Here is a 19,833-nt window from a genome sequence, read left to right on the forward strand (position 1 = left end):
AATTACTTCCAATCCGGATACAAATCAATTCTCCGGTCTCTCCATGTCGTTACGGAACCGCGTTCTCTCACTTCATAAAGTAAGCTTAAATCCAAATCAGCCGTCACGATCATATCGTCGTTAATGATGCCTTCCACTTGAATACCGGCGGGCGGAAACGGCACATCATTCGGCGTAATGACCGCGGCCTGTCCAAAATTACCACGCATGAAATCCACTCTGCGCAACGTTCCTACGGTACCTGTAGTGACAATATAGATTTGATTTTCCACAGCGCGGGCATGACAGCAATAGCGTACCCTGTAGAAGCCATGGCGATCATCCGTGCATGAAGGACAGAATATGACATCCGCACCTTGCGCCTTCGCCATACGCACAATTTCAGGGAACTCGATGTCGTAACAGGTAAGCATGGCGATTCTGCCTTTAGGCGTATCAAACACTTGCAGTCCGTGCCCCTGTGACATATCCCATTCTTCTTTCTCGGTAGGGGTTACATGTAATTTGGCTTGTTCAACTACGCTTCCGTCTGGTCCGAAATAATGCGCTGTATTGTAAAGCTTTCCATCCTCTTTACGGATAACATGCGTACCGCCAATGAGATGAACGTCGTATTCCTGTGCGAGACGCCCGAACAATTCCAGATAGGAATCCGTATATCCAGGCAGATCGTCAATCGAAACAGATGAACCATCAATGTTCGGGATGGACAGCAATTGCGTTGTAATAAATTCAGGAAACAATATGAAATCGGTATTAAATTCCATGGCCGTCTTTATGTAATGTGTCACTTGTTCCGCAAATTCCGCAAAGCTTTCAATATCCCTCAAAGCGTATTGTACCGCGGATACTCTGAGTTTCAAAGATGATCATCCTCTCATCCATTTTATTTTTCATTTCATTATAAAGCATTACAGCGGGAAAATTAACGTTTTCACACCAAAGATTAGAATTTTTTCATCTGTTTCTAATAGAGCCCCCTAATCCCTTGCCAGGCCTGGGTTAGCGCAATCTAAGGAAATAATTAGGATGTTTCAATTCTGTTATATTGGGATCAGGCCATCATCTTGCATAAGAAATTCAGGCTCAGGAGGTAACTAGATGATTACCAAGAACAAATTTGTACGTATGATTTCAAGTATCGGACTTTGCGCCGCGATTGGATGGACAAGCTTAGGTTTAGCCGCTCCACAACAAGCCGAAGCCGCTACGTCCAGAGGGGAAAAAGTCATTTCTATAGGGAAAAAATACTTAGGTGTGAACTACCAGTTCGGCGCTCCTACAGGATCCACCCGTACATTTGATTGCTCTTCTTTCACGAAGCATGTTTACAAAAAGGTTGGCGTATCTCTTCCGAGAATTTCGAAAGATCAAGCTAAAAAAGGTTACAAAGTCGCAAAATCCAACCTTAAAAAAGGTGATCTAGTATTCTTCTGGGGACGCAACGGTAAAGGCAGAGTCGCACACGTAGCGATTTATGCGGGGAACAACAAGATTCTTCACACGTACAAGAGAGGTATTGGCGTAACGTATTCGTCTCTGAACAGTTCTTATTGGAAGAAGCATTATGTAACAGCGAGACGTGTAGTCTAGCAAGCGCTTCCATTGTTGGATTCATTAAAAATCTAAGCACCATTTATATGACATAACCCCCGACCGATCACCGGCGGGGGTTTCCCTATTTCGGAAGATTCACAACCATCGTTGTTCCTATATTTTTGGTGCTGTACACTTCGATATATCCTCCATGCAGCTCCACAATTCGTTTTGCAATGGAAAGGCCTAATCCAACGCCCCCCGTCTTTCGAGCCCTGGCTTTATCAATCCGGTAAAACCGTTCAAACAGATTCGGTATTTCTTCGGTTTCAATGCCGATGCCCCGGTCTATAAATTTGATTTTGCAAGAACGCTGATGCTCCTGAACTTCAATTAGAATGGGATCTGAACTGTACTTGATGGCGTTATCGAGAAGAATGATGAATACTTGCTTTATTTTGGCCATATCCCCGCTGATGTAGATGTTCTTGGCTTCGCATTTCACCTGTATGGAACGTCTGAAGGCTTGCTCCATCATCACCGATGTTTCGTCAGCCACACTCACAATGTCGATCCATTCCCGGATCACCCATTCCTCATGCTCCAGATCCGCGAGCTGCAGGAGAGATTTGGTTAGTTCCCGCAAACGCGCAGCTTCAGACTGAATCGCATCGACAGCTTCTTCCCGTATTTGAGGATCATCCCCTCCCCACCGCTTCAACAAAGAAGTGTAACTTTCTATAATTGTTAACGGGGTTTTCAATTCATGAGACGCATCCGCGACAAATTGCTTCTGACGCGAGAAGTTCTCTTTAATCCGATCCATCATGCTGTTAAAAGCGCGAGCCAGTAAGTTTAGTTCATCCCTGCGAGAGTTGGTCATTTCGATTTTCCTGAACTCGCCGTACTTCTGAATCTCTCTCATCGTTTTTACGAAAGAATCGATCGGTTTAAGCAATAAAGCCGTATAGAAATAACTCCCGATTAAAGACAGAATCACGGCACATAAGGAGGATACCACGAGCGCTTTCAATAACAAATCCAAGAAAAAATTCAATCTTAACAACTTATGACCGATTTCAAGCGTCCCCACTTGTATACTTGCGCTATTGTAAATAGGAGCTTGTACAAAGATGTACTTCACATTCTCTTTCGTAAAGCTCTGCGAGTTCCGGACGGCCGAGTAAACAGCGTCATGTTCAGCCAATTCCGGATCGGAGAAAACTTCATTCTTCGTCAACCCGTCCCTGCCTATAATTCGAATAATCTCACTGGAGACGAGAAATTCCGTCAATAAATTAGGTTTATTCCATTGTTCTTTCACATCGATATTCTTTACATTCAATATGGTTGAAGCTTTATCCCTCATCAATTGCAATTCACTGCGTGTGGAAATATTCACAAAGAAATAGTAAATAAAAATATTGAACAACAACAAGATGAAAATTAACCAAAGTGTTGAGAAAAGTGCGAACCGGCTGCGGAAATTCATGGTGTCGACCCTTTGATTAAGTAACCGATGCCACGGCTTGTATGTATAAGCTTTGTCGGAAAGCCTTTATCAATTTTTTGCCTCAAGTAACGAATATAAACATCAATGACATTGGTATCACCGACAAAATCATAACCCCATACGTCCGATATAATCTCTTCCCTGGAGATGACTTGATTGCTGCGTTCCGCTAGGTAAGCCAACAGATCAAATTCCTTCGGCGTGAGCTCTACGTTGCGCCCGCTGCGAATTACACTTCTGGTTCGGGTGTCGATGGATAAGTCATCCACTTCAATCAGATGTGAAGTAACTCCTTGTTGCTGAACTAATCGCAATAAATTGCGAATTCGGGCAAGCAATTCTTCAATTGCAAACGGTTTGGTGACGTAGTCGTTCGCTCCATGTTCGAATCCGCTGACTTTCTCCGGAATCGTGTCTCTCGCGGTGACCATCATCACCGGTGTAGCTGTATTGTTCTGTCTGAATCTGCGAAGCACTTCAATTCCGTTTAATTCGGGGAGCATAACGTCGAGTATAATGAGATCCCAGTCGTTATTGACCGCGAGCTCCAGCCCGATTCTTCCGTCTTGTCCCACCTGGACTTGATATCCTTCATGCTCTAACTCCAATTGTAGAATTCTCGCGATCTTGTCTTCATCTTCTATAATTAATATGTTAGCCATTCCGATCACCGCCGATTACGAAAAGTATCATTGAATATATTACCCACATTCCGCTTTTTTAAAAGGGAAAGCCCCGGAACGGCCGGCGGGCCATTCCAGGGCTTTGAGGTTGTGTTAATTTCTGCGGTAGGAGCGTGTGTTACCGGAAGCGTTATTCGCGGAGTCCGGTTCAAATCGGCGGCGCTCGGTTCGTTCAATTTGCATAATCTTTCCTTCATGAACAGTGATATTTAATGACCCGTACTCCAACCCTTCCAGATTAGCGATAATTCGCTTCAGCCAAACCTCATCAATTTCCAGCGGTTTACTCATCGTATCTCCTCCTATATGACCCAGTCGTTCCAATCCTTACGGCGCTGCGCCGTGTAAGAAAGCCATTCGTTCGTCTTCTCAATAACGGCATCACTGCTCTTCAGTACCGAAAAGGTGTGATCACCGCCCATGATGATATCTTTGTCGCATTGACCTGATGACCTCATCCAGAACAATCGTTGGTACAGAAAGCAATATTCAGAAGGAATGATGGTATCATTGCTGCCGTGCAGAACATAGACATCACCCTTAAAGTCCTTTATCGACTCCAGCGGTTTGGACCGTTGTAACGACTCAAAGAATGCAGGAGTAAAGGAGTAACCGCAGTAATCAATGCTGCCGTGCCGCTTTGCGTAGTCGTATGATTTCTCGCCTATAATTGAAGTAATGTCCTTATAGAGGTAACCCGCTGAAGACCACATAACCAATGTCTTCACTCTGGTGTCCTGCGCTGCGGTCATTGCCGCAACGGCTCCTCCAAGACTATGGCCAAGCAGAGTTACTTGATTGGGATCTACACAGTCCATCGTTAAACCATAATTAATTACATCCCTGGTCTGAGCGATTAAAGTTTCGATTCCGCCGGAACCGTAATCACCTTCGCTCTCTCCGCAACCGCCATAGTCAAAGCGGAGTACCATAGATCCGTTGTCCGCCAAGGAACGGGCTGCTTTCACGAACAAGCGGTCAACGCCTATGCGGTTGCCGATAAAACCGTGACATATAATGATGAGGGGCCAGCGACATTCGCGGCGATCCACCTTTGTCTTGGGATAATGTAATGTTGCTGCCAGATGAATGCCTTCGCTTTGGATTGATAAAGATCTTTCCATAGTAGCCCCTCCTTTAATTAATATAATTCCGATAGTTTTAGTAAGATATTCACATAGTAACATCCGTATTTGAATTCAGTCAATGAAGAAAAGGTCCTATTATTTAAATAGATGTATTATTTCGGTTGATAAATTTGGTCAAATGTTCCGCCGTCATTAAAGTGGTATTTCTGAGCTACATCCCATCCGCCGAACTCTTGAATTGTAATCAGGTTCAACTTAGGGAATTGTTTAGCGTATTTAGCGGCCACTTTCTCATTGGTCGGACGATAGAAGTTTTTCGCGGCAATCGTTTGGCCTGCTTCCGTATAAAGATAATCCAGGTAGGCTGTCGATACTTCACGTGTATTGCGCTTTTCCACATTCTTAGAAACAACAGCCACCGGCGGTTCAGCTAAGATACTTAAAGACGGCGTTACAATTTCAAATTGGTCACCGTATTCTTTCTTCGCCAAGTAAGCTTCATTCTCCCAAGTAATCAACACATCGCCTAAACCGCGCTCAACGAACGTTGTTGTGGAACCGCGTGCGCCGGAGTCCAGTACAGGCACATTCTCAAACAGTTTCTTCACGAAGCCTTGCACCTTCTTCTGGTCTTTCCCGTATAACTTCTGCGCATAACCCCATGCGGCGAGGTAATTCCAACGCGCTCCGCCTGAAGTCTTCGGATTCGGCGTAATGACGGAAATGCCGTCCTTCGTCAAGTCATTCCAATCTTTGATTTTCTTCGGATTGCCTTTGCGAACCAGATACACAATGGTTGATGTGTATGGAGCGCTGTTCTTGGCCAATTTCTTCTGCCAGCCCGGCTTGATGAAGCCCGCCTTCTCAATCGCGCTGATATCGTAAGCAAGGGCTAGTGTCACCACATCCGCTTTTAAACCGTCAATGACAGAACGCGCCTGTTTGCCTGAGCCGCCATGCGACTGTTTAATCGTTACGGTTTGACCGGTTTTCTTCTTCCAGTACGAAGCGAATGATTTGTTGAACTCTACATATAACTCACGGGTTGGATCATAGGATACATTCAAAATTTCAACTTTCGCCGGTCTCTTCGCCGGGGCGGCAAACGCGTTCCCCGCCAGGCCAATCAATAACGCCATTACAAGTGTGAATACTGTCCATTTCTTCATGTTCTTAACGCTCCCTTTTCTTAACTAATTTTTTTTGTGGCAAAACAAATAGCCCCTGTTACCGCACAAACAAACTATGTATATAGTCTGGTTCAAATGGGTCCTCAGAGGCCTCCGGCGTTCCGGTCGGCAAAATTCATTGTTGTCGGGTGGATATGTGACCATATTATTCCATTAATTCCGATGTGTCAACTAGGTTTTAAAAATAAATTTTTCTTATGCTGTTTATAACTTTCCTTTAACAACTCGGGCATGGGTGCATATACAGTAATATAGTTGTGGGCGTAAAATCTCTCCTAAATAAGTATCGTTGTGTGATATAAAAAAGTGTTGACACTGTGTGAATGCCCTTGTTACAATCACTTCAGGCATAAATCCCATTAATCTAATCGGATTTAGTTGATTTTCCAACCGGACACACCGGAGGAAAATGTTTTTTTGTTTTAAAGGACTTCTATAGGATTACTAACGAGAACTTCTATATGAATGGAGATGAATGAATAATGAAGAATTCGAGAGCGAAATGGTTTGTAACGGGCACTCTGGCCCTATCCCTTATAACGGTGTTAACGGGTTGCGGGGGGACCAACAACGCGAACTCCCCAGCGACAAACAACGGCTCCAATACCGCTGCCAAAGGGGATATTGAGTTGTTGAACGTGTCATATGACCCGACCAGGGAATTATATGAAGCGGTGAATACCAAGTTTGCTGCTTATTGGAAAGAACAATCCGGACAGAATGTGAAGATTAACCAATCCCATGGTGGTTCCGGTAAACAAAGTCGTTCAGTCATTGACGGTTTGAAAGCAGATGTGGTCACGTTAGCTTTAGGTTATGATATCGACGCCATTCAAAGTAAAGGACTTATTGAAGAAGGCTGGCAGCAGAAGTACCAGGATAATTCTTCTCCTTATACTTCCACCATCGCTTTTCTTGTCCGCAAAGGAAACCCTAAAGGAATTAAAGACTGGGCTGACCTGATCAAGGACGATGTAAAGGTTGTGACGCCGAACCCGAAAACTTCAGGCGGAGCCCGTTGGAACTACTTAGCGGCCTGGGGCTATGCATCCAAGCAATTTAACGGCGACGAAGCGCAGATCAAAGCATACATGAAGAGCTTGTTTAACAATGTTGAAACACTAGATTCCGGAGCACGCGCTTCTACTACTACTTTCGTTGAACGCGGACTTGGCGATGTGCTGATTACCTGGGAGAATGAAGCGTACCTATCCCTGAAGGAATTCGGTGAAGATAAATTTGAAATTATCTACCCTTCCATCAGTATTCTCGCGGAGCCGCCGGTCGCCGTAGTAGATAAGAATGTAGATAAGAATGGGACTCGAGAAGTTGCCGAGGCGTACCTGGAATTCCTTTATACAGAAGAGGCGCAGGAGCTTGAAGCACAGAATTTCTACCGCCCGCGGCTTGCCTCGGTATTGGAGAAATATAAGGAACAGTTCCCGGACATTCCTATGGTGAATGTGGACACGGATTTCGGCGGATGGGCTGAAGCACAGAAGACCCACTTCGATGACGGCGGGACGTTCGACGAAATCTATACGAAACAGTAAACGGCAGGAGTGAACCGCTATGAAAGCAGCAGTAAAGCCAGCTAAGGGGCGCAGTGTATTACCCGGATTCGGCATTTCCATGGGTTTTACAGTGGTATACTTAAGCTTAATTGTCATCATCCCCCTTGCAGGGATCTTTATTAAGACAGCCGGAATCAGTTGGGCTGAATTCTGGGAGACCGCTACCAATGCACGAGTCGTTGCCGCATACAAAGTCAGTTTCTTGACTTCCTTTGCGGCAGCGTCCGTCAATGCCGTATTCGGTTTACTGGTGGCTTGGGTGCTTGTCCGGTATAACTTCCCGGGTAAGCGAATTATCGACGGATTGGTCGATCTTCCCTTCGCCTTACCAACAGCCGTTGCCGGTATAGCACTCACTACGATTTATTCCCAGAATGGATGGATCGGATCCCTGCTGGAACCGCTGGGCGTTAAAGTGGCGTTCACTCCTATCGGCATCACGATTGCACTGATGTTCATCGGATTGCCCTTCGTCGTAAGGACAGTACAGCCCGTCATGCAGGAACTCGATAAAGAAATTGAAGAAGCGTCCGTTATCCTGGGCGCAAACCGGTTCAGAACGTTTACGCGGGTTATCTTTCCCGAGTTGCTTCCTCCCTTGATTACCGGGTTTGCCCTGGCATTTGCCCGCGGTATTGGGGAATATGGTTCTGTAGTTTTTATTTCCGGTAACATGCCCATGAAAACGGAGATTGCCCCCCTTCTCATCATGTCAAAACTTGAACAGTTTGATTATGTGGGCGCGACAACGATAGCTCTGGTTATGCTGGTAATCTCCTTTGTTTTATTGCTGTTCACAAACTACTTACAATGGCGCAGCAGTCGTCGTATGATTAAGGAATAGGAGGCGTTCGATTATGGCGGGAGCAGTATCTTCCGGTTTAGGCGGAGGCAGCAAAGTCGAGCGGCCTCCCCATATTTCCGAATCACGTATTACAAGGGCAATCCTGATTACGGTTGCTTTGTTGTTTATGACCCTGGTGATTGTAATTCCTTTGTTGGCGGTATTATTTGAGGCTTTCGAAAAAGGCTACGAGGTTTATATCGCCTCCATAACGGAAGCCGACGCATTGTCCGCCTTAAAGTTGACATTAATTGTTGCTTTGATTGCTGTACCGCTTAATACGGTATTCGGTGTTGCCGCAGCTTGGGCGATTACCAAGTTCAGCTTTAAAGGCAAAAACTTATTAATTACATTAATTGATCTTCCGTTTGCCGTATCCCCCGTGATATCGGGTTTGATCTTCATTCTCTTGTTCGGCTCCAACGGTTTCTTCGGACCATGGCTTGAGAACAATGATATTCAAATCGTATTTGCTCTTCCGGGTATTGTGTTAGCGACAATCTTCGTCACCTTCCCCTTCATCGCAAGGGAGTTAATTCCCTTGATGCAAGCGCAAGGCGCCCAAGAAGAAGAAGCGGCCGCAAGTTTGGGCGCTAAAGGTTGGCAAATCTTCTGGCGTGTCACCTTCCCTAATATCAAGTGGGGATTGTTATACGGTATGATTCTGTGCAACGCTCGTGCCATGGGCGAATTCGGCGCCGTCTCCGTCGTTTCCGGCCATATCCGCGGCATGACCAATACGTTGCCGTTGCACATTGAGATTCTATACAACGAATATCAATTCACGGCTTCGTTTGCGGTAGCGTCCCTGCTTGTTGCATTGGCATTGGTCACATTGATTATTAAGTCGATCGTGGAATGGAAGCACGAACAGCAAATGATGGTGAAAGAGTAAATCACTGATGTAAAGCGTTCTCGCTACTTGGCGGGACGCTTTTTTTGCTTGGTAACGACCAGATGGTTTCGAATATTAACGGATTATTGACGGACTATTGACGGAAATATCAATCGGTACTACCATAAAAGGATTCGTAAAATCAATTTGGAGGTGTACCATGTCCGAGCAGAGCCCAGTCGTAAACTACCTTACCGTTAATAACGGACGCCATTTACAAGCTGATTGTGAGAACTGTTTCGGATTATGTTGTGTAGCGCTTGCTTTCGCCGCATCCACGGATTTCGCGATGGATAAAGCTGCGGGGCAGCCCTGTACGAATTTACAATCAGACTTTCGTTGCGGTGTACACAATAACCTCAGACAACAAGGACTTCGGGGATGTACGGTATTTGACTGCCTCGGCGCGGGACAACAAGTTTCACAGAAGACTTATGCCGGACAAGATTGGCACCAAGATACGAAAATCGCGAAACAAATGTTTGAAGTCTTTCCTGTAATGAAAGAGTTACATGAGCTGCTCTGGTATTTAACCGATGCCTTAACGTTTTCTTTGGCCCGTCCGATTCAGCAAGAGCTCAATGAAGCGCTCATTGAAACGCTACGGCTGACAGAGCTTGAACCGGAGTTGATTATTCTCTTGGATCTTAATACGCACCGCATCAAGGTTAATCAACTCTTGCTTGGGACAAGCGAGATCGTACGAACTGAAGCCTTACAATCATTGAAAGGAACCAACGGTGGTCGCCGAAAGTCGTATAACCGGGGAGCTGATTTAATTGGTGCCAAGCTAAAGGGGGCCGATCTCAGAGGCGTAAATTTTCGAGGAGCTTACCTCATTGCCTCCGATTTAAGAGAAGCCGATTTGAGATCCGCGGATCTCATCGGAGCTGATTTCCGAGACTCCGATCTTAGCGGAGCGGACTTGACCCGTAGTATGTTTCTTACACAAGCTCAAGTCAACTCGGCTAAGGGAGATTCAAGCACGAAACTGCCCCTGAGATTGATTCATCCACCCCATTGGACGGGATGTTAAAGAGCTGTCGCATAGGACCACAGCTCTTTTTTTAAAGCTTTAGAGTATCTGATTACACCCTTTTGCGATTCAAGTGAACAAAGGTAATCGCCAATGCAAATACCAATACGGCTCCTTTAAATATATCAAACGTAAAATACTGCAGATTTAACATCGTCAGTCCGTTCAACAAAACCCCAATCAGCACGGCGCCAAAAAAAGTGCCGATTACATTAGGCTTGCCAGCCCCTAACACCGAAAACCCAACAAATACAGCCGCCACAGCTTCCATAAGCAATGGGGCGCCGGCGTCGATCTGCCCTGTTCCTACACGCGCCGCAAACAGAATTCCTGCAATCCCCGCGAAGCCTCCCGATAATAAGTACGCCAATAATCGAATGCGGTCCACCCGAATGCCGGATAAACGAGCGGCTTCCCGATTTCCGCCGGTGATGTACATTTGACGGCCAAGCGTCGTGTATTTCAGAAAAATATGCACAACTGCGACAGCGACTATCATCAGCAGAACGGGCACCGGTATGCCGAGCCATTTCCCCTGACCGATCCACTTGAAGCTCTCGGTGAATGCACCCGGAGATACCGTTCCGTCTGCTCGATTCATATGATCATAGATGGAATAGCCCTCCGTAAAGGTTTTATGAATCCCGTTAATGATATACATAACAGCCAACGTTGCCAATAAGTCCGGTATCTTAATTTTTACAATCAGCAATGCGTTAATGAACCCAATCAGTAACCCCACCAAGACAGGCACAATGAGCACGATCCACAGGGGTTGTTCATACCACACCATTAAGGAAGCCGCAACTACGGTTGATATGGAAACTGTAGAACCGACTGAAAGGTCGAAGCCATCCACGATCAGAGAGAACGTAACGCCGATAGCCACAAAGGTTACTATGGAAATGGAGCGCAAAATATCGGTAATGTTATTATAAGTCATAAAATAAGGGGATTGTGTGGTAAAGAACAGGAGTACACCGGCAATGACGATCAGCGCTCCGTATCGAAATGTAAAGTCTAACAGTTTCTCTTTCACTTTTCTTCTCCTCCGCCGCTTGCGTAATAAAGAATGGTATTTTGCGTAGCTTCTTCCCTGCTGAGCTCTTTCACGATTCGGCCGTCACACATGACTAGAATACGATCCGCGATGCCCGTAATCTCCTGAATTTCAGAGGAGAAGTAGATTACGCCCTTTCCTTCCGCGGCCAGATCTCCGATCAAACGAAACATGTCCTGCTTGGCGCCGATATCGACGCCTTTCGTCGGTTCGTCGAACAGGAACACGTTGGCTTCGGTCGGAAGCCACTTCCCGACCGCGACCTTCTGCTGGTTGCCCCCGCTCAGACGGGCAACCAACTGGTTCAAGCCCGGCGTCTTCACGCCGAGGCGCGCAACCAGCGCGTTCGCCGTCAGCCTCTCCCGGCTGCGGCGAACGAAGCCCAGCACGCTATGCCGGCTCAGCGTCGGCAGCGTCAGGTTCGCGCCTACGGACTCGTAGGCCAGGATCCCTTCCTTGCGGCGTTCCTCCGGCACCAGCACAATGCCGTGTTTCACAGCATCATGCGGCTGCTTCAGCCGGAGGGTCTTGCCGCGCAAGCGGATCGTGCCGCCGTCCGGCGAGTCCGCGCCGAAGAGCAGCCGGGAAAGCTCCGACTTCCCGGCGCCGACCAGGCCCGCGATGCCGACGATTTCGCCGGCTCGCACCGCCAGGCTCACGCCGCGGACCCGGGTTCCGCGGCGAAGCCCTTGCGCCTCGAGCAGTACGCCGCCGATGGGCACGGACCTCTTCGGGAATTCCTCCCCGAAGGTCCTGCCCAGCATATCGGCAATCACTGCTGGAATGCTCGTGTCGGCGGCGTTGCGGGTTGAGATGACCCGCCCGTCGCGCATAACCGTGATGCGGTCGCATACCGCGAACACCTCGGGCAGCCGATGCGTGATGAAAATACACGCAACACCCTCGTCTTTGAGCTTCCGCATCAAGTGGAACAACCGTTCCGCTTCACTTAAGCTGAGCGGTGCCGTAGGCTCGTCAAAGACAACAATCTTCGCTTGCTGCGCAACCGCTCGTGCGATGAGAATCAGTTGTTTCTCCGACAAGGAAAGCTCGCTTACTTTTCTGCCAACCGGTGTAAATAAACCAACCGAAGCAAGAATACGGCTTGCCTCTTTCTCAAGAGCCCTCCAATTTACCCATGTCACTCCTCCATTCGTAAACCGATCCAGCATGATGTTCTCCGTCACGGTTAACTCTGGAAAGAGAACCGTATCCACTTCCTGGTAGACACATTGAATACCGCTTTGAATGGCATCCTGAGGATTGCGAACAGTCAAAGTCTTTCCGTCTAACAAGAGTTCCCCTTGATCAAATGCATAGGCACCGGTCAAGATTTTCATTAACGTGCTTTTACCGGCTCCGTTCGCACCTAACAAAGCATGAATTTCGCCCGGCTTCACTTCAAAATGTATATTATCCAAGGCAGTGACACCGGAAAAGGACTTCATGATTCCTCGCATTAATAACATGATGTTCTCTCTCCTTCATGAAAAATCTCACCGAAGGTATCTCCGGTGAGATAGCAAAATTCATTTATTGTTCCAGTTCTTTCAACCAATCCGTATATCCTTGCTCGCTCCCGCCCCAACCTGGAACATGTTCGCTTAGCGTTTCCGTTGTCACCGGTTCCGACGGCAATTGATCACGAGACACAAACACGGGTTCCAGTACAATCTTATCTTCCGTTGTATCGCCATGAAGCTTCTGATACAGATATCTTACCTGAATCCGGCCAATGTCGGTCGGATCGACAGCTGCGGAAGCTACCCAAGGATTCTTGGGATCCTGTAACATGGTTAAATCTTCGTCGCTTAAATCGATACCGTATATCTTAATCTCATCCCGGCCGGCCGCCTGAATGGCTCTCGCCGCGCCTTTAGCGAATTCATCATACGATGCCCATACCGCGGCGATATCCCCCTTATTGGGGTACTGCTTCAGCACCGCATCCATTTGAGCCTGGATATCCAGCGCGGTGTTGTTGCTAACGGTTCCGAATGCAGCAACTTCCTTTATGTCGGGGTGCGCTTCCATGAATGCTTTATAAGCCAATTGACGTCTTTCCATCGGGGCAAAGCCGGCAACCCATATTTTTACAATATTTCCTTTGTTGCCGATATCTTCCGCAAGTTTATTCAAGGACATTTCCGCCATCTGCTGATCCCCTTGTTCAAGCACCGTAACGTCAGGCACCTTTAAATCGGAATCAAAGGAAACGACCGGAATTTTAGCATCGATAGCTTTCTGCACACCGGCCTGCAATGCCTGAGCTGTACCATGATCCAGAAGGATTCCGTCAAAATGCTGGTTAACGGCCGCATCAAGATTGGAAGACATCTTTGCTAAGTCGTTGTCAGAAGCAAATACCTGAACTTCCCCGCCTAGCTTTTCCACCTGGGATTTAACGCCTTGCACATACTGCGCCGAGAAAGTTCCTGTGTTAAACTGCATGACGAGCGCGATTCGTTTACCGGCTAATTCGTTTTCCTCGGCAGTCTTTTCAACGGTAATCGTTGCTTCTTTCGTCGCATTTCCGTTACTGGATCCGGCGTCGCCTGTTTTGTTGTTACCGCAACCTACAAGAAGTGCTGCCGCTAAAATCACGGGAGATGCAAATTTAAAACTTTTCAATAATGAAAACTTCATATGAACCCTTTCCCCTCTCTATCTTATAATCCCTATATGTATAGTTGGAATTAAAATTATAGTAGCACCTAATCGAAGAGCTCGTCAATTATTTTTTCACTATTCCCAATAAACTAAAAAAAGCCCGTCTTCTCCGAAGAGAAAACGGACGGCGGTAAGACTACATACGGTCTTTATTGTCTTTACGGTTTCTCAAACCGGCCAAGCCCAACAAACCTAACAGACCCAACCAACCCCAGTCCGTATCGTTGTCGTCTGCGGTTGTTGCGTTTGTTCTGTAGTTGTTATTGTTCGTACCGTACGTGCCCATGCCCATACCAGAACCGTTAGTACCGTAGTTGTTGCTGTTCGTACCGTACGTGGATGTGCCGCCATTCATTGTGCTGTTCGTACCTGTAGTGCCCATGCCTGCTGCGGATTCTTCAGCCATAGCAGGTACGGCTGTAAGCAGCGTAAGGCCAAGAGCTACTGTTGCCAATGCGCGTTTTTTCATGAGTGAGAGGCTCCTTTCTGTTGTGTCGAATAGGTTGTTACGTCTTATATTGTCACCTGAGCACGAAAGATTATGCCCCCGTCGATAATCAGATTTATCCAGTTTCTTTTGTGGAATCAAAAAAAACACCGGCTAAGCCGATGTCTCCTTTCAAGTGACATATTACCCAAACAACAGAGCGCCTCCTGAGGCCCCTAACAGCACAACCAGCCAGGGAGGCGCCTTCCAAAAGGTGAGAAGACCAAACAACACCATCCCTATACTTATATGAACAGGTGTATGCATCGTGCCTGTCCAAATGGGATCGTACAAAGCTGCCAGCAATAACCCGACGACCCCAGCATTTACACCGGCTAGAACCTTTTGTACATGCGGTTGAGTACGCAACCTGTCCCAGTACGGCAAGCATGCGGCTACTAACAGAAAGGATGGTGCAAATATAAACATAAGAGCCGTTGCGCTGAAACCTGCAGCGGACAGGATGCTGAAATCGCTCATGGAAGCTCCAATGAACCCCGCAAAAGTGAATAAAGGACCTGGTACCGCCTGTGCTGCGGCATAGCCTGCAAGAAAGGTTTCATCAAGAATCCACCCCTGGTCCACAGTAACTTCTTGCAGCAGGGGCAGTACAACATGGCCTCCACCGAAGACCAGCGCGCCTATACGATAAAAAGCGGCTGCAGTCTGGAGCCACAAAGAAGGATAAATGACTGCCGCTATGGGCAAAACAATCAGAAGACCGATAAAAATGATTCCGCAGCTCCAAGTTACCTTTTGGCCGACTGAGTAAATTGTTGAATCATTCTCCAAGTGAACGTCAACACGTTCGTTTGTTGGAACTTGTTTGTATAAAAACCAACCTGCCAAGCCGGAGCAAGATAAGACTGCCAGTTGCATCCATGCTTGAGGGATGATTAGTATCATGACTGCAGCCATTAAGGCAATGCTTTGTCTTGATCGATCCGGGGTAAGTGACTTCGCCATCCCCCAGACGGCTTGAGCAACTACGGCCACCGCCACGATTTTGAGTCCCTGCAGCCAGCCGGCAGATGACCATGAATAGGTACTAAGCAAGGTCGCAAACACGAACAGCAGAAGGGCTGAAGGCAATGTAAAACCAAGCCAAGCGAGAAAGCCTCCCCATAATCCCGCTCTTTTCATACCAATGGCCATCCCGACTTGCGAGGAAGCGGGGCCGGGAAGAAACTGGCATAACGCCACTAAATCCGCATATTCTTTCTCCTTCAACCATTGCTTGCGGATTACATATTCCTCACGGAAATAACCCAAGTGCGCCGTTGGTCCCCCGAAGGATGTACAGCCCAGCTTGAGCGCCGTCCAGAATACATCTCCGCTTGTCTTCGTACGATTAGTTTTCATAATTACCTCGTGAACACATATAAATTTATATTCAAAAATAAATATTATCACAATTTACTTATAGATTTGTTTTCTCTATATTATTTTTTTGTCAAAAGACAAAAAAAGCGGCCCGCAGGCCGCTACATATAATATTAGAAATTTAAAATTATTTAATTGTGATACCCTTGCCGCTCTTCTTGGTTTCAGACCAATCTTCCACATTCCATGTTTTGGTAACCCAATCCTCGTAAAAGTCGGGTTCGTGAGATACCAGAAGAATCGTGCCTTTGTATTCCTTCAATGCGCGTTTCAGTTCTTCTTTGGCGACAACGTCCAGATGGTTCGTAGGTTCATCGAACGCGATCCAATTGCTTTCTCTCATTAACAGCTTGCACAGACGAACTTTCGCTTGTTCGCCGCCGCTCAGTGCATTAAGCGGTCTGGTAATGTGCTCATTCTTCAGCCCGCAACGCGCCAGCGCACCCCGAACTTCATGTTGATTCATGAACGAAAACTCGTTCCAAACATCATCAATCGGCGTCAAATGGCCTGCTTTCACTTCTTGTTCAAAGTAAGCCGGAAACAGATAATCACCCATGTAGGTTTTGCCGCTGAACGGCTGAATTTTCCCAAGAATGGTTTTCAGCAATGTAGATTTACCTACGCCGTTACAGCCGACTATAGCAATCTTATCGCCGCGCTCCACTTGCAGGGTCATCTTAGGCAACAACGCCGAAGTGTAGCCGATTTCCATATCTTCGCATTCAAACACGGCGCGTCCGCTCGCACGGGCTTCCTTGAAGTTAAAGGTTGGTTTCATCGCTTCTTCAGGACGATCAATCCGTTCAATACGGTCCAGCTGCTTCTCACGGCTCTTCGCTCGTCCCGACGTGGAATAACGCGCTTTATTACGCTGGATGAAGTCCTCTTGCTTCTTGATGAATTCCTGCTGCTTCTCATACGCGTCGATATGTTGATTCTTATTAATGTCCGCCATCTTCAAGAACTTCTCATAATTTCCTGCGTAACGGGTCATCTTAGCAAATTCCAAATGATAGACAATGTCGACTACGCCATTCATAAATTCAGTATCATGAGAGATCAGAATAAAGGCAAACGGATAGTCTTTAAGATAGTGAGTCAACCATTGAATATGTTCCACATCCAGATAGTTGGTCGGCTCATCCAGCAACAATACCTGCGGCTTCTGCAACAGCAGTTTGGCGAGCAATACCTTGGTACGCTGTCCTCCGCTCAGTGCAGTGACGTCGCGGTCCAGACCGATGGCATTCAACCCGAGTCCGTTCGCCATCTCTTCCACTTTCACGTCAAGCATATAGAATCCGCTGGCATCCAAACGCTCTTGAATATCGCCCATTTGCTCCAACAATACTTCAAGCTCTTCAGGTGTGGCGTCACCCATCTTTTCCGTAATTACCATCAATTCTTTCTCTTGCTCCAAGAGCGGCAAGAATGCTTCCTTCAGCGCGTCGCGGACGGTTTTCCCGGCTTCCAGCTTCGTATGCTGATCCAGATAGCCGTATTCCACACGCGGAGTCCACTCCACCCTGCCGCTGTCCTTCAGTTGCTTGCCTGTCAATATATTCATCAAGGTAGATTTCCCCACCCCGTTCGCTCCTACTAATCCTACGTGTTCCCCGGCCAGCAGGCGGAAGGAAACGTTCTTAAACAACACGCGATCCCCGAATGTATGGGAAAGCTCTTCAACAGTTAACAAACTCATGATTATGTCCTGCTCCTTATTCCGAAATAATATAACATCACAATAGATTATTTTAGCACATTTTTAGCCGCTTGTGTCAGAGAGTGAAATTTCTTCCACGCCTATTTCGGATTTGAACAGATGATCATAGGCCGTGATTCGTAATCTTTGTGATTTATCTATAGCGTAGGTTACAGATATGCGGCTTAAATCCAACGTTTGCTGATGAGGCTGGATGTTCATCCGCCAAAAAATCGGACTTCCGTTTTTCCGAAGCGGTTCGAACTCAGCGCCTTTGCGTACCATAGGGACAATTTCAATCTTCGTCTGATTCGGTTTCGTAGTTGCCACACGCTTGACTTTGCGTACCGGATATTGTTCTGAAGCTTCAATCATCGGAATGGTTTCTTTCCCCGCATGATTATAAATGCCGTAAGCCGCGTTAATGGCATCCCCGACGAGAATTTCGCCCTCGCTCTTTGTGTATCTGGCATTTCCGCGGGCAATCCGGGTTTGCAGATGCTCTTCATCCCACACAATCCGGGCGTTAGGGTAAAGCTCCTCCAGCAGATCTGGAACAAATGAAATTAAGGAAGATCCTCCGGAAAGGAGAACAGCATCTATATTTTGACGGTTAAGACCTGTAATTCGGGCAAATTCATCATTCAATGTCTTAAGTCCGCCCAACATGGCATTCCGAATACGTTCCGATCCGATCAAGAATTGTTCCAGTGTTAAAGTGATGCCCTTGATGCCTTCATCAACACCCGGAACCAGAGGCGGGATCGATAAAGAAATTTCATCGTTGTCGGAAAGAGCCTTTTTCGTTTTCTCGGCAACCGCTTTTAATTGATAATAGAAGGTGAACTTCGGATGATTCTTCAGTTTGTGCAGACGTTCAGGGTCATCGAAGACATCGAGACTCAGGCTTTGGCAGATCGGATTACCCTGTTCTTTCCCTTGCTCAATGAAATATCGGATAATGGTATCATCCAGATCATCCCCGCCGATATCAAGCCCTGTTTTGGCCACCACTTTGCCGGTATAACGGTTAGCGCCCTCACCCGTGAGTTCGCGAAGCACTTGAGCGGCGCCTTCCTTCTCTTCCTCGGTCTCATACTTATCCATAACAGCCAAATCCAGCGTACCTCCGCCAAAATCGAACACAAGCACGTACTGTCCCGGAATATTTCTACAATCCCAAAGTACGGAAACGGGTTCATCGAGAAACCAGATGTTTTCGCGTGGGATTCCGAGTTTCTCTGCCCCTTTTTCCATAACACTCTTGCGGTTTTCGTCGAAATTGACGGGGATGCTAAGAGCCAGACGTTCCACTTTACGAGGATGATCAATGCCGGCCTTACGCAGCAAAGTACGAATAAATATGGCGTATAGCTCCGGTAAATCGTAGCTGTCTTCATCCACTTTCAGCTTGAAATTCATATCCCGGCGCAGTTCTGTTTTGATTGAGAATACAGATCGGCTGCGAAGACGGTCCACAGCTGCGGCCTGATTACCCAGTAACCACTCCCCCGCCTCATCCTTGGATAAGATGGATCTTACCATAAACGGTGTTTCGCCTACATCCACTTTCTTCATTTCCACTTCGCCCGTATAAGGATCTAAGATCGCGACTGATGAATTCGTGGTTCCCAAATCAATGCCAACATAATATTTAGCCATATAACGTGAAAGCCTCCTTTGCTGCAAAATTATTATAAATCGTTTAAATCATTCAGTAAGTCCTCTGCCGATTCCGCGCTTCGCTGTTGATAAATTGCAATTTTGGCTTTATATAAGGCTTTTCCCGATTTCAAATCCCTGATTCCGGGAGATAACAGCCGATAGTTTTTTAACTCATTGCTGGTTGTTGTGTCATTCGTAATAATGGTGTAGTTTTCTGGACGTCTGGTCATATCATTAACGATTAATTCTGAAGTTCCCTGCGCAGTACCCGCTATAGGAAACCATTCCCATAAACGGTTTGATTGCAAGAGCTCATGTAATGTATAAGCCAGATCCGGAAACGCAGACTTCATTTCGGGTTCGCGCAACCGGAATAACGCATGTAATTCAATCAGGGCTTCAGTCTGTTTCTCTTGCAAAAGGAAACCCTCGGACGGCTCAAGCCTGTAAGCGGATCGTGCTGCGCGCCAGGCTTGCTTCAACCGGTTAAACATAACGGTCATG

19 protein-coding genes are annotated in these 19,833 nt (G+C 46.9%); 5 read left to right on the plus strand and 14 right to left on the minus strand.

Going from position 1 to position 19,833, the window contains the following annotated elements; translation table 11 throughout:
- Positions 1 to 2 precede the first annotated feature (2 nt).
- Positions 3 to 863, minus strand: a complete 861-nt coding sequence (locus SY83_RS17705) for a carbon-nitrogen hydrolase family protein (protein WP_068608935.1) — start codon at positions 861 to 863, stop codon at positions 3 to 5.
- Positions 864 to 1,104: 241 nt separating this feature from the next.
- Between SY83_RS17705 and SY83_RS17710 the strand changes: the two genes are divergently transcribed.
- A complete protein-coding gene (locus SY83_RS17710) occupies positions 1,105 to 1,593 on the plus strand; it encodes a C40 family peptidase (RefSeq protein ID WP_407944636.1) in 489 nt (162 codons plus the stop codon).
- An 85-nt stretch (positions 1,594 to 1,678) separates the two neighbouring features.
- On the opposite strand, the gene SY83_RS17715 is transcribed toward SY83_RS17710, so the two are convergent.
- The 5 genes from SY83_RS17715 to SY83_RS17735 form a co-directional block, all read right to left on the minus strand.
- Positions 1,679 to 3,028, minus strand: a complete 1,350-nt coding sequence (locus tag SY83_RS17715; protein WP_068608939.1) for a sensor histidine kinase — start codon at positions 3,026 to 3,028, stop codon at positions 1,679 to 1,681.
- Positions 3,025 to 3,711: a response regulator transcription factor gene (locus SY83_RS17720; protein WP_068608941.1), complete on the minus strand. Its 687-nt coding sequence runs from the start codon at positions 3,709 to 3,711 to the stop codon at positions 3,025 to 3,027. Before SY83_RS17720 ends, SY83_RS17715 begins: the two co-directional genes overlap by 4 nt.
- 114 nt (positions 3,712 to 3,825) lie before the next feature.
- Complete coding sequence (locus tag SY83_RS17725; protein ID WP_068608943.1) at positions 3,826 to 4,023, minus strand: YezD family protein; 198 nt, start codon at positions 4,021 to 4,023, stop codon at positions 3,826 to 3,828.
- A gap of 11 nt (positions 4,024 to 4,034) precedes the next feature.
- A complete protein-coding gene (locus SY83_RS17730) occupies positions 4,035 to 4,856 on the minus strand; it encodes an alpha/beta hydrolase (RefSeq protein WP_068608945.1) in 822 nt (273 codons plus the stop codon).
- 116 nt (positions 4,857 to 4,972) lie between these two features.
- Positions 4,973 to 5,989, minus strand: coding sequence for a sulfate ABC transporter substrate-binding protein (locus SY83_RS17735; RefSeq protein ID WP_068608947.1), 1,017 nt, complete (start codon positions 5,987 to 5,989; stop codon positions 4,973 to 4,975).
- A 503-nt stretch (positions 5,990 to 6,492) separates the two neighbouring features.
- Here SY83_RS17735 and SY83_RS17740 point away from each other — a divergent pair.
- The 4 genes from SY83_RS17740 to SY83_RS17755 all read left to right on the plus strand — a co-directional run bounded on the left by SY83_RS17740 (position 6,493) and on the right by SY83_RS17755 (position 10,359).
- On the plus strand, positions 6,493 to 7,563 hold the full coding sequence (locus tag SY83_RS17740) for a sulfate ABC transporter substrate-binding protein (protein WP_068608949.1): 1,071 nt from the start codon (positions 6,493 to 6,495) through the stop codon (positions 7,561 to 7,563).
- Positions 7,564 to 7,582: 19 nt separating this feature from the next.
- Positions 7,583 to 8,428 carry a sulfate ABC transporter permease subunit CysT gene (gene cysT / locus SY83_RS17745; RefSeq protein ID WP_068608951.1) on the plus strand — a complete coding sequence of 282 codons (846 nt, stop codon included), beginning with the start codon at positions 7,583 to 7,585 and terminating at the stop codon, positions 8,426 to 8,428.
- Positions 8,429 to 8,441: 13 nt separating this feature from the next.
- Positions 8,442 to 9,323: a sulfate ABC transporter permease subunit CysW gene (cysW, locus tag SY83_RS17750; RefSeq protein ID WP_068608953.1), complete on the plus strand. Its 882-nt coding sequence runs from the start codon at positions 8,442 to 8,444 to the stop codon at positions 9,321 to 9,323.
- A 160-nt stretch (positions 9,324 to 9,483) separates the two neighbouring features.
- Positions 9,484 to 10,359 (plus strand): pentapeptide repeat-containing protein, encoded by an 876-nt coding sequence (locus SY83_RS17755; protein ID WP_068608955.1) that lies wholly within the window; start codon positions 9,484 to 9,486, stop codon positions 10,357 to 10,359.
- A 52-nt stretch (positions 10,360 to 10,411) separates the two neighbouring features.
- Here SY83_RS17755 and SY83_RS17760 read toward each other — a convergent pair whose 3' ends face one another.
- The 8 genes from SY83_RS17760 to SY83_RS17795 form a co-directional block, all read right to left on the minus strand.
- Complete coding sequence (locus tag SY83_RS17760) at positions 10,412 to 11,398, minus strand: ABC transporter permease (protein ID WP_068608957.1); 987 nt, start codon at positions 11,396 to 11,398, stop codon at positions 10,412 to 10,414.
- Entirely contained in the window at positions 11,395 to 12,888 is a 1,494-nt protein-coding gene (locus SY83_RS17765; RefSeq protein WP_068608959.1) for a sugar ABC transporter ATP-binding protein, read from the minus strand. The genes SY83_RS17760 and SY83_RS17765 overlap by 4 nt, the downstream gene beginning before the upstream one ends.
- Positions 12,889 to 12,952: 64 nt before the next feature.
- Positions 12,953 to 14,065 carry a sugar ABC transporter substrate-binding protein gene (locus SY83_RS17770; RefSeq protein WP_068608961.1) on the minus strand — a complete coding sequence of 371 codons (1,113 nt, stop codon included), beginning with the start codon at positions 14,063 to 14,065 and terminating at the stop codon, positions 12,953 to 12,955.
- Positions 14,066 to 14,225: 160 nt separating this feature from the next.
- Positions 14,226 to 14,558 (minus strand): WGxxGxxG family protein, encoded by a 333-nt coding sequence (locus SY83_RS17775; protein WP_068608963.1) that lies wholly within the window; start codon positions 14,556 to 14,558, stop codon positions 14,226 to 14,228.
- A 162-nt stretch (positions 14,559 to 14,720) separates the two neighbouring features.
- Complete coding sequence (gene chrA, locus SY83_RS17780; RefSeq protein ID WP_068608966.1) at positions 14,721 to 15,938, minus strand: chromate efflux transporter; 1,218 nt, start codon at positions 15,936 to 15,938, stop codon at positions 14,721 to 14,723.
- A gap of 148 nt (positions 15,939 to 16,086) precedes the next feature.
- Positions 16,087 to 17,664: an ABC-F family ATP-binding cassette domain-containing protein gene (locus SY83_RS17785; RefSeq protein ID WP_068608968.1), complete on the minus strand. Its 1,578-nt coding sequence runs from the start codon at positions 17,662 to 17,664 to the stop codon at positions 16,087 to 16,089.
- A gap of 63 nt (positions 17,665 to 17,727) precedes the next feature.
- Positions 17,728 to 19,326, minus strand: a complete 1,599-nt coding sequence (locus SY83_RS17790) for an Hsp70 family protein (protein WP_068608970.1) — start codon at positions 19,324 to 19,326, stop codon at positions 17,728 to 17,730.
- 32 nt (positions 19,327 to 19,358) lie between these two features.
- Positions 19,359 to 19,823: a hypothetical protein gene (locus tag SY83_RS17795; protein ID WP_068608972.1), complete on the minus strand. Its 465-nt coding sequence runs from the start codon at positions 19,821 to 19,823 to the stop codon at positions 19,359 to 19,361.
- Positions 19,824 to 19,833: the final 10 nt, after the last annotated feature.

It is taken from the genome of Paenibacillus swuensis, assembly GCF_001644605.1.
In the GTDB taxonomy this organism is placed as follows: Bacteria; Bacillota; Bacilli; order Paenibacillales; family DY6; genus Paenibacillus_N; species Paenibacillus_N swuensis.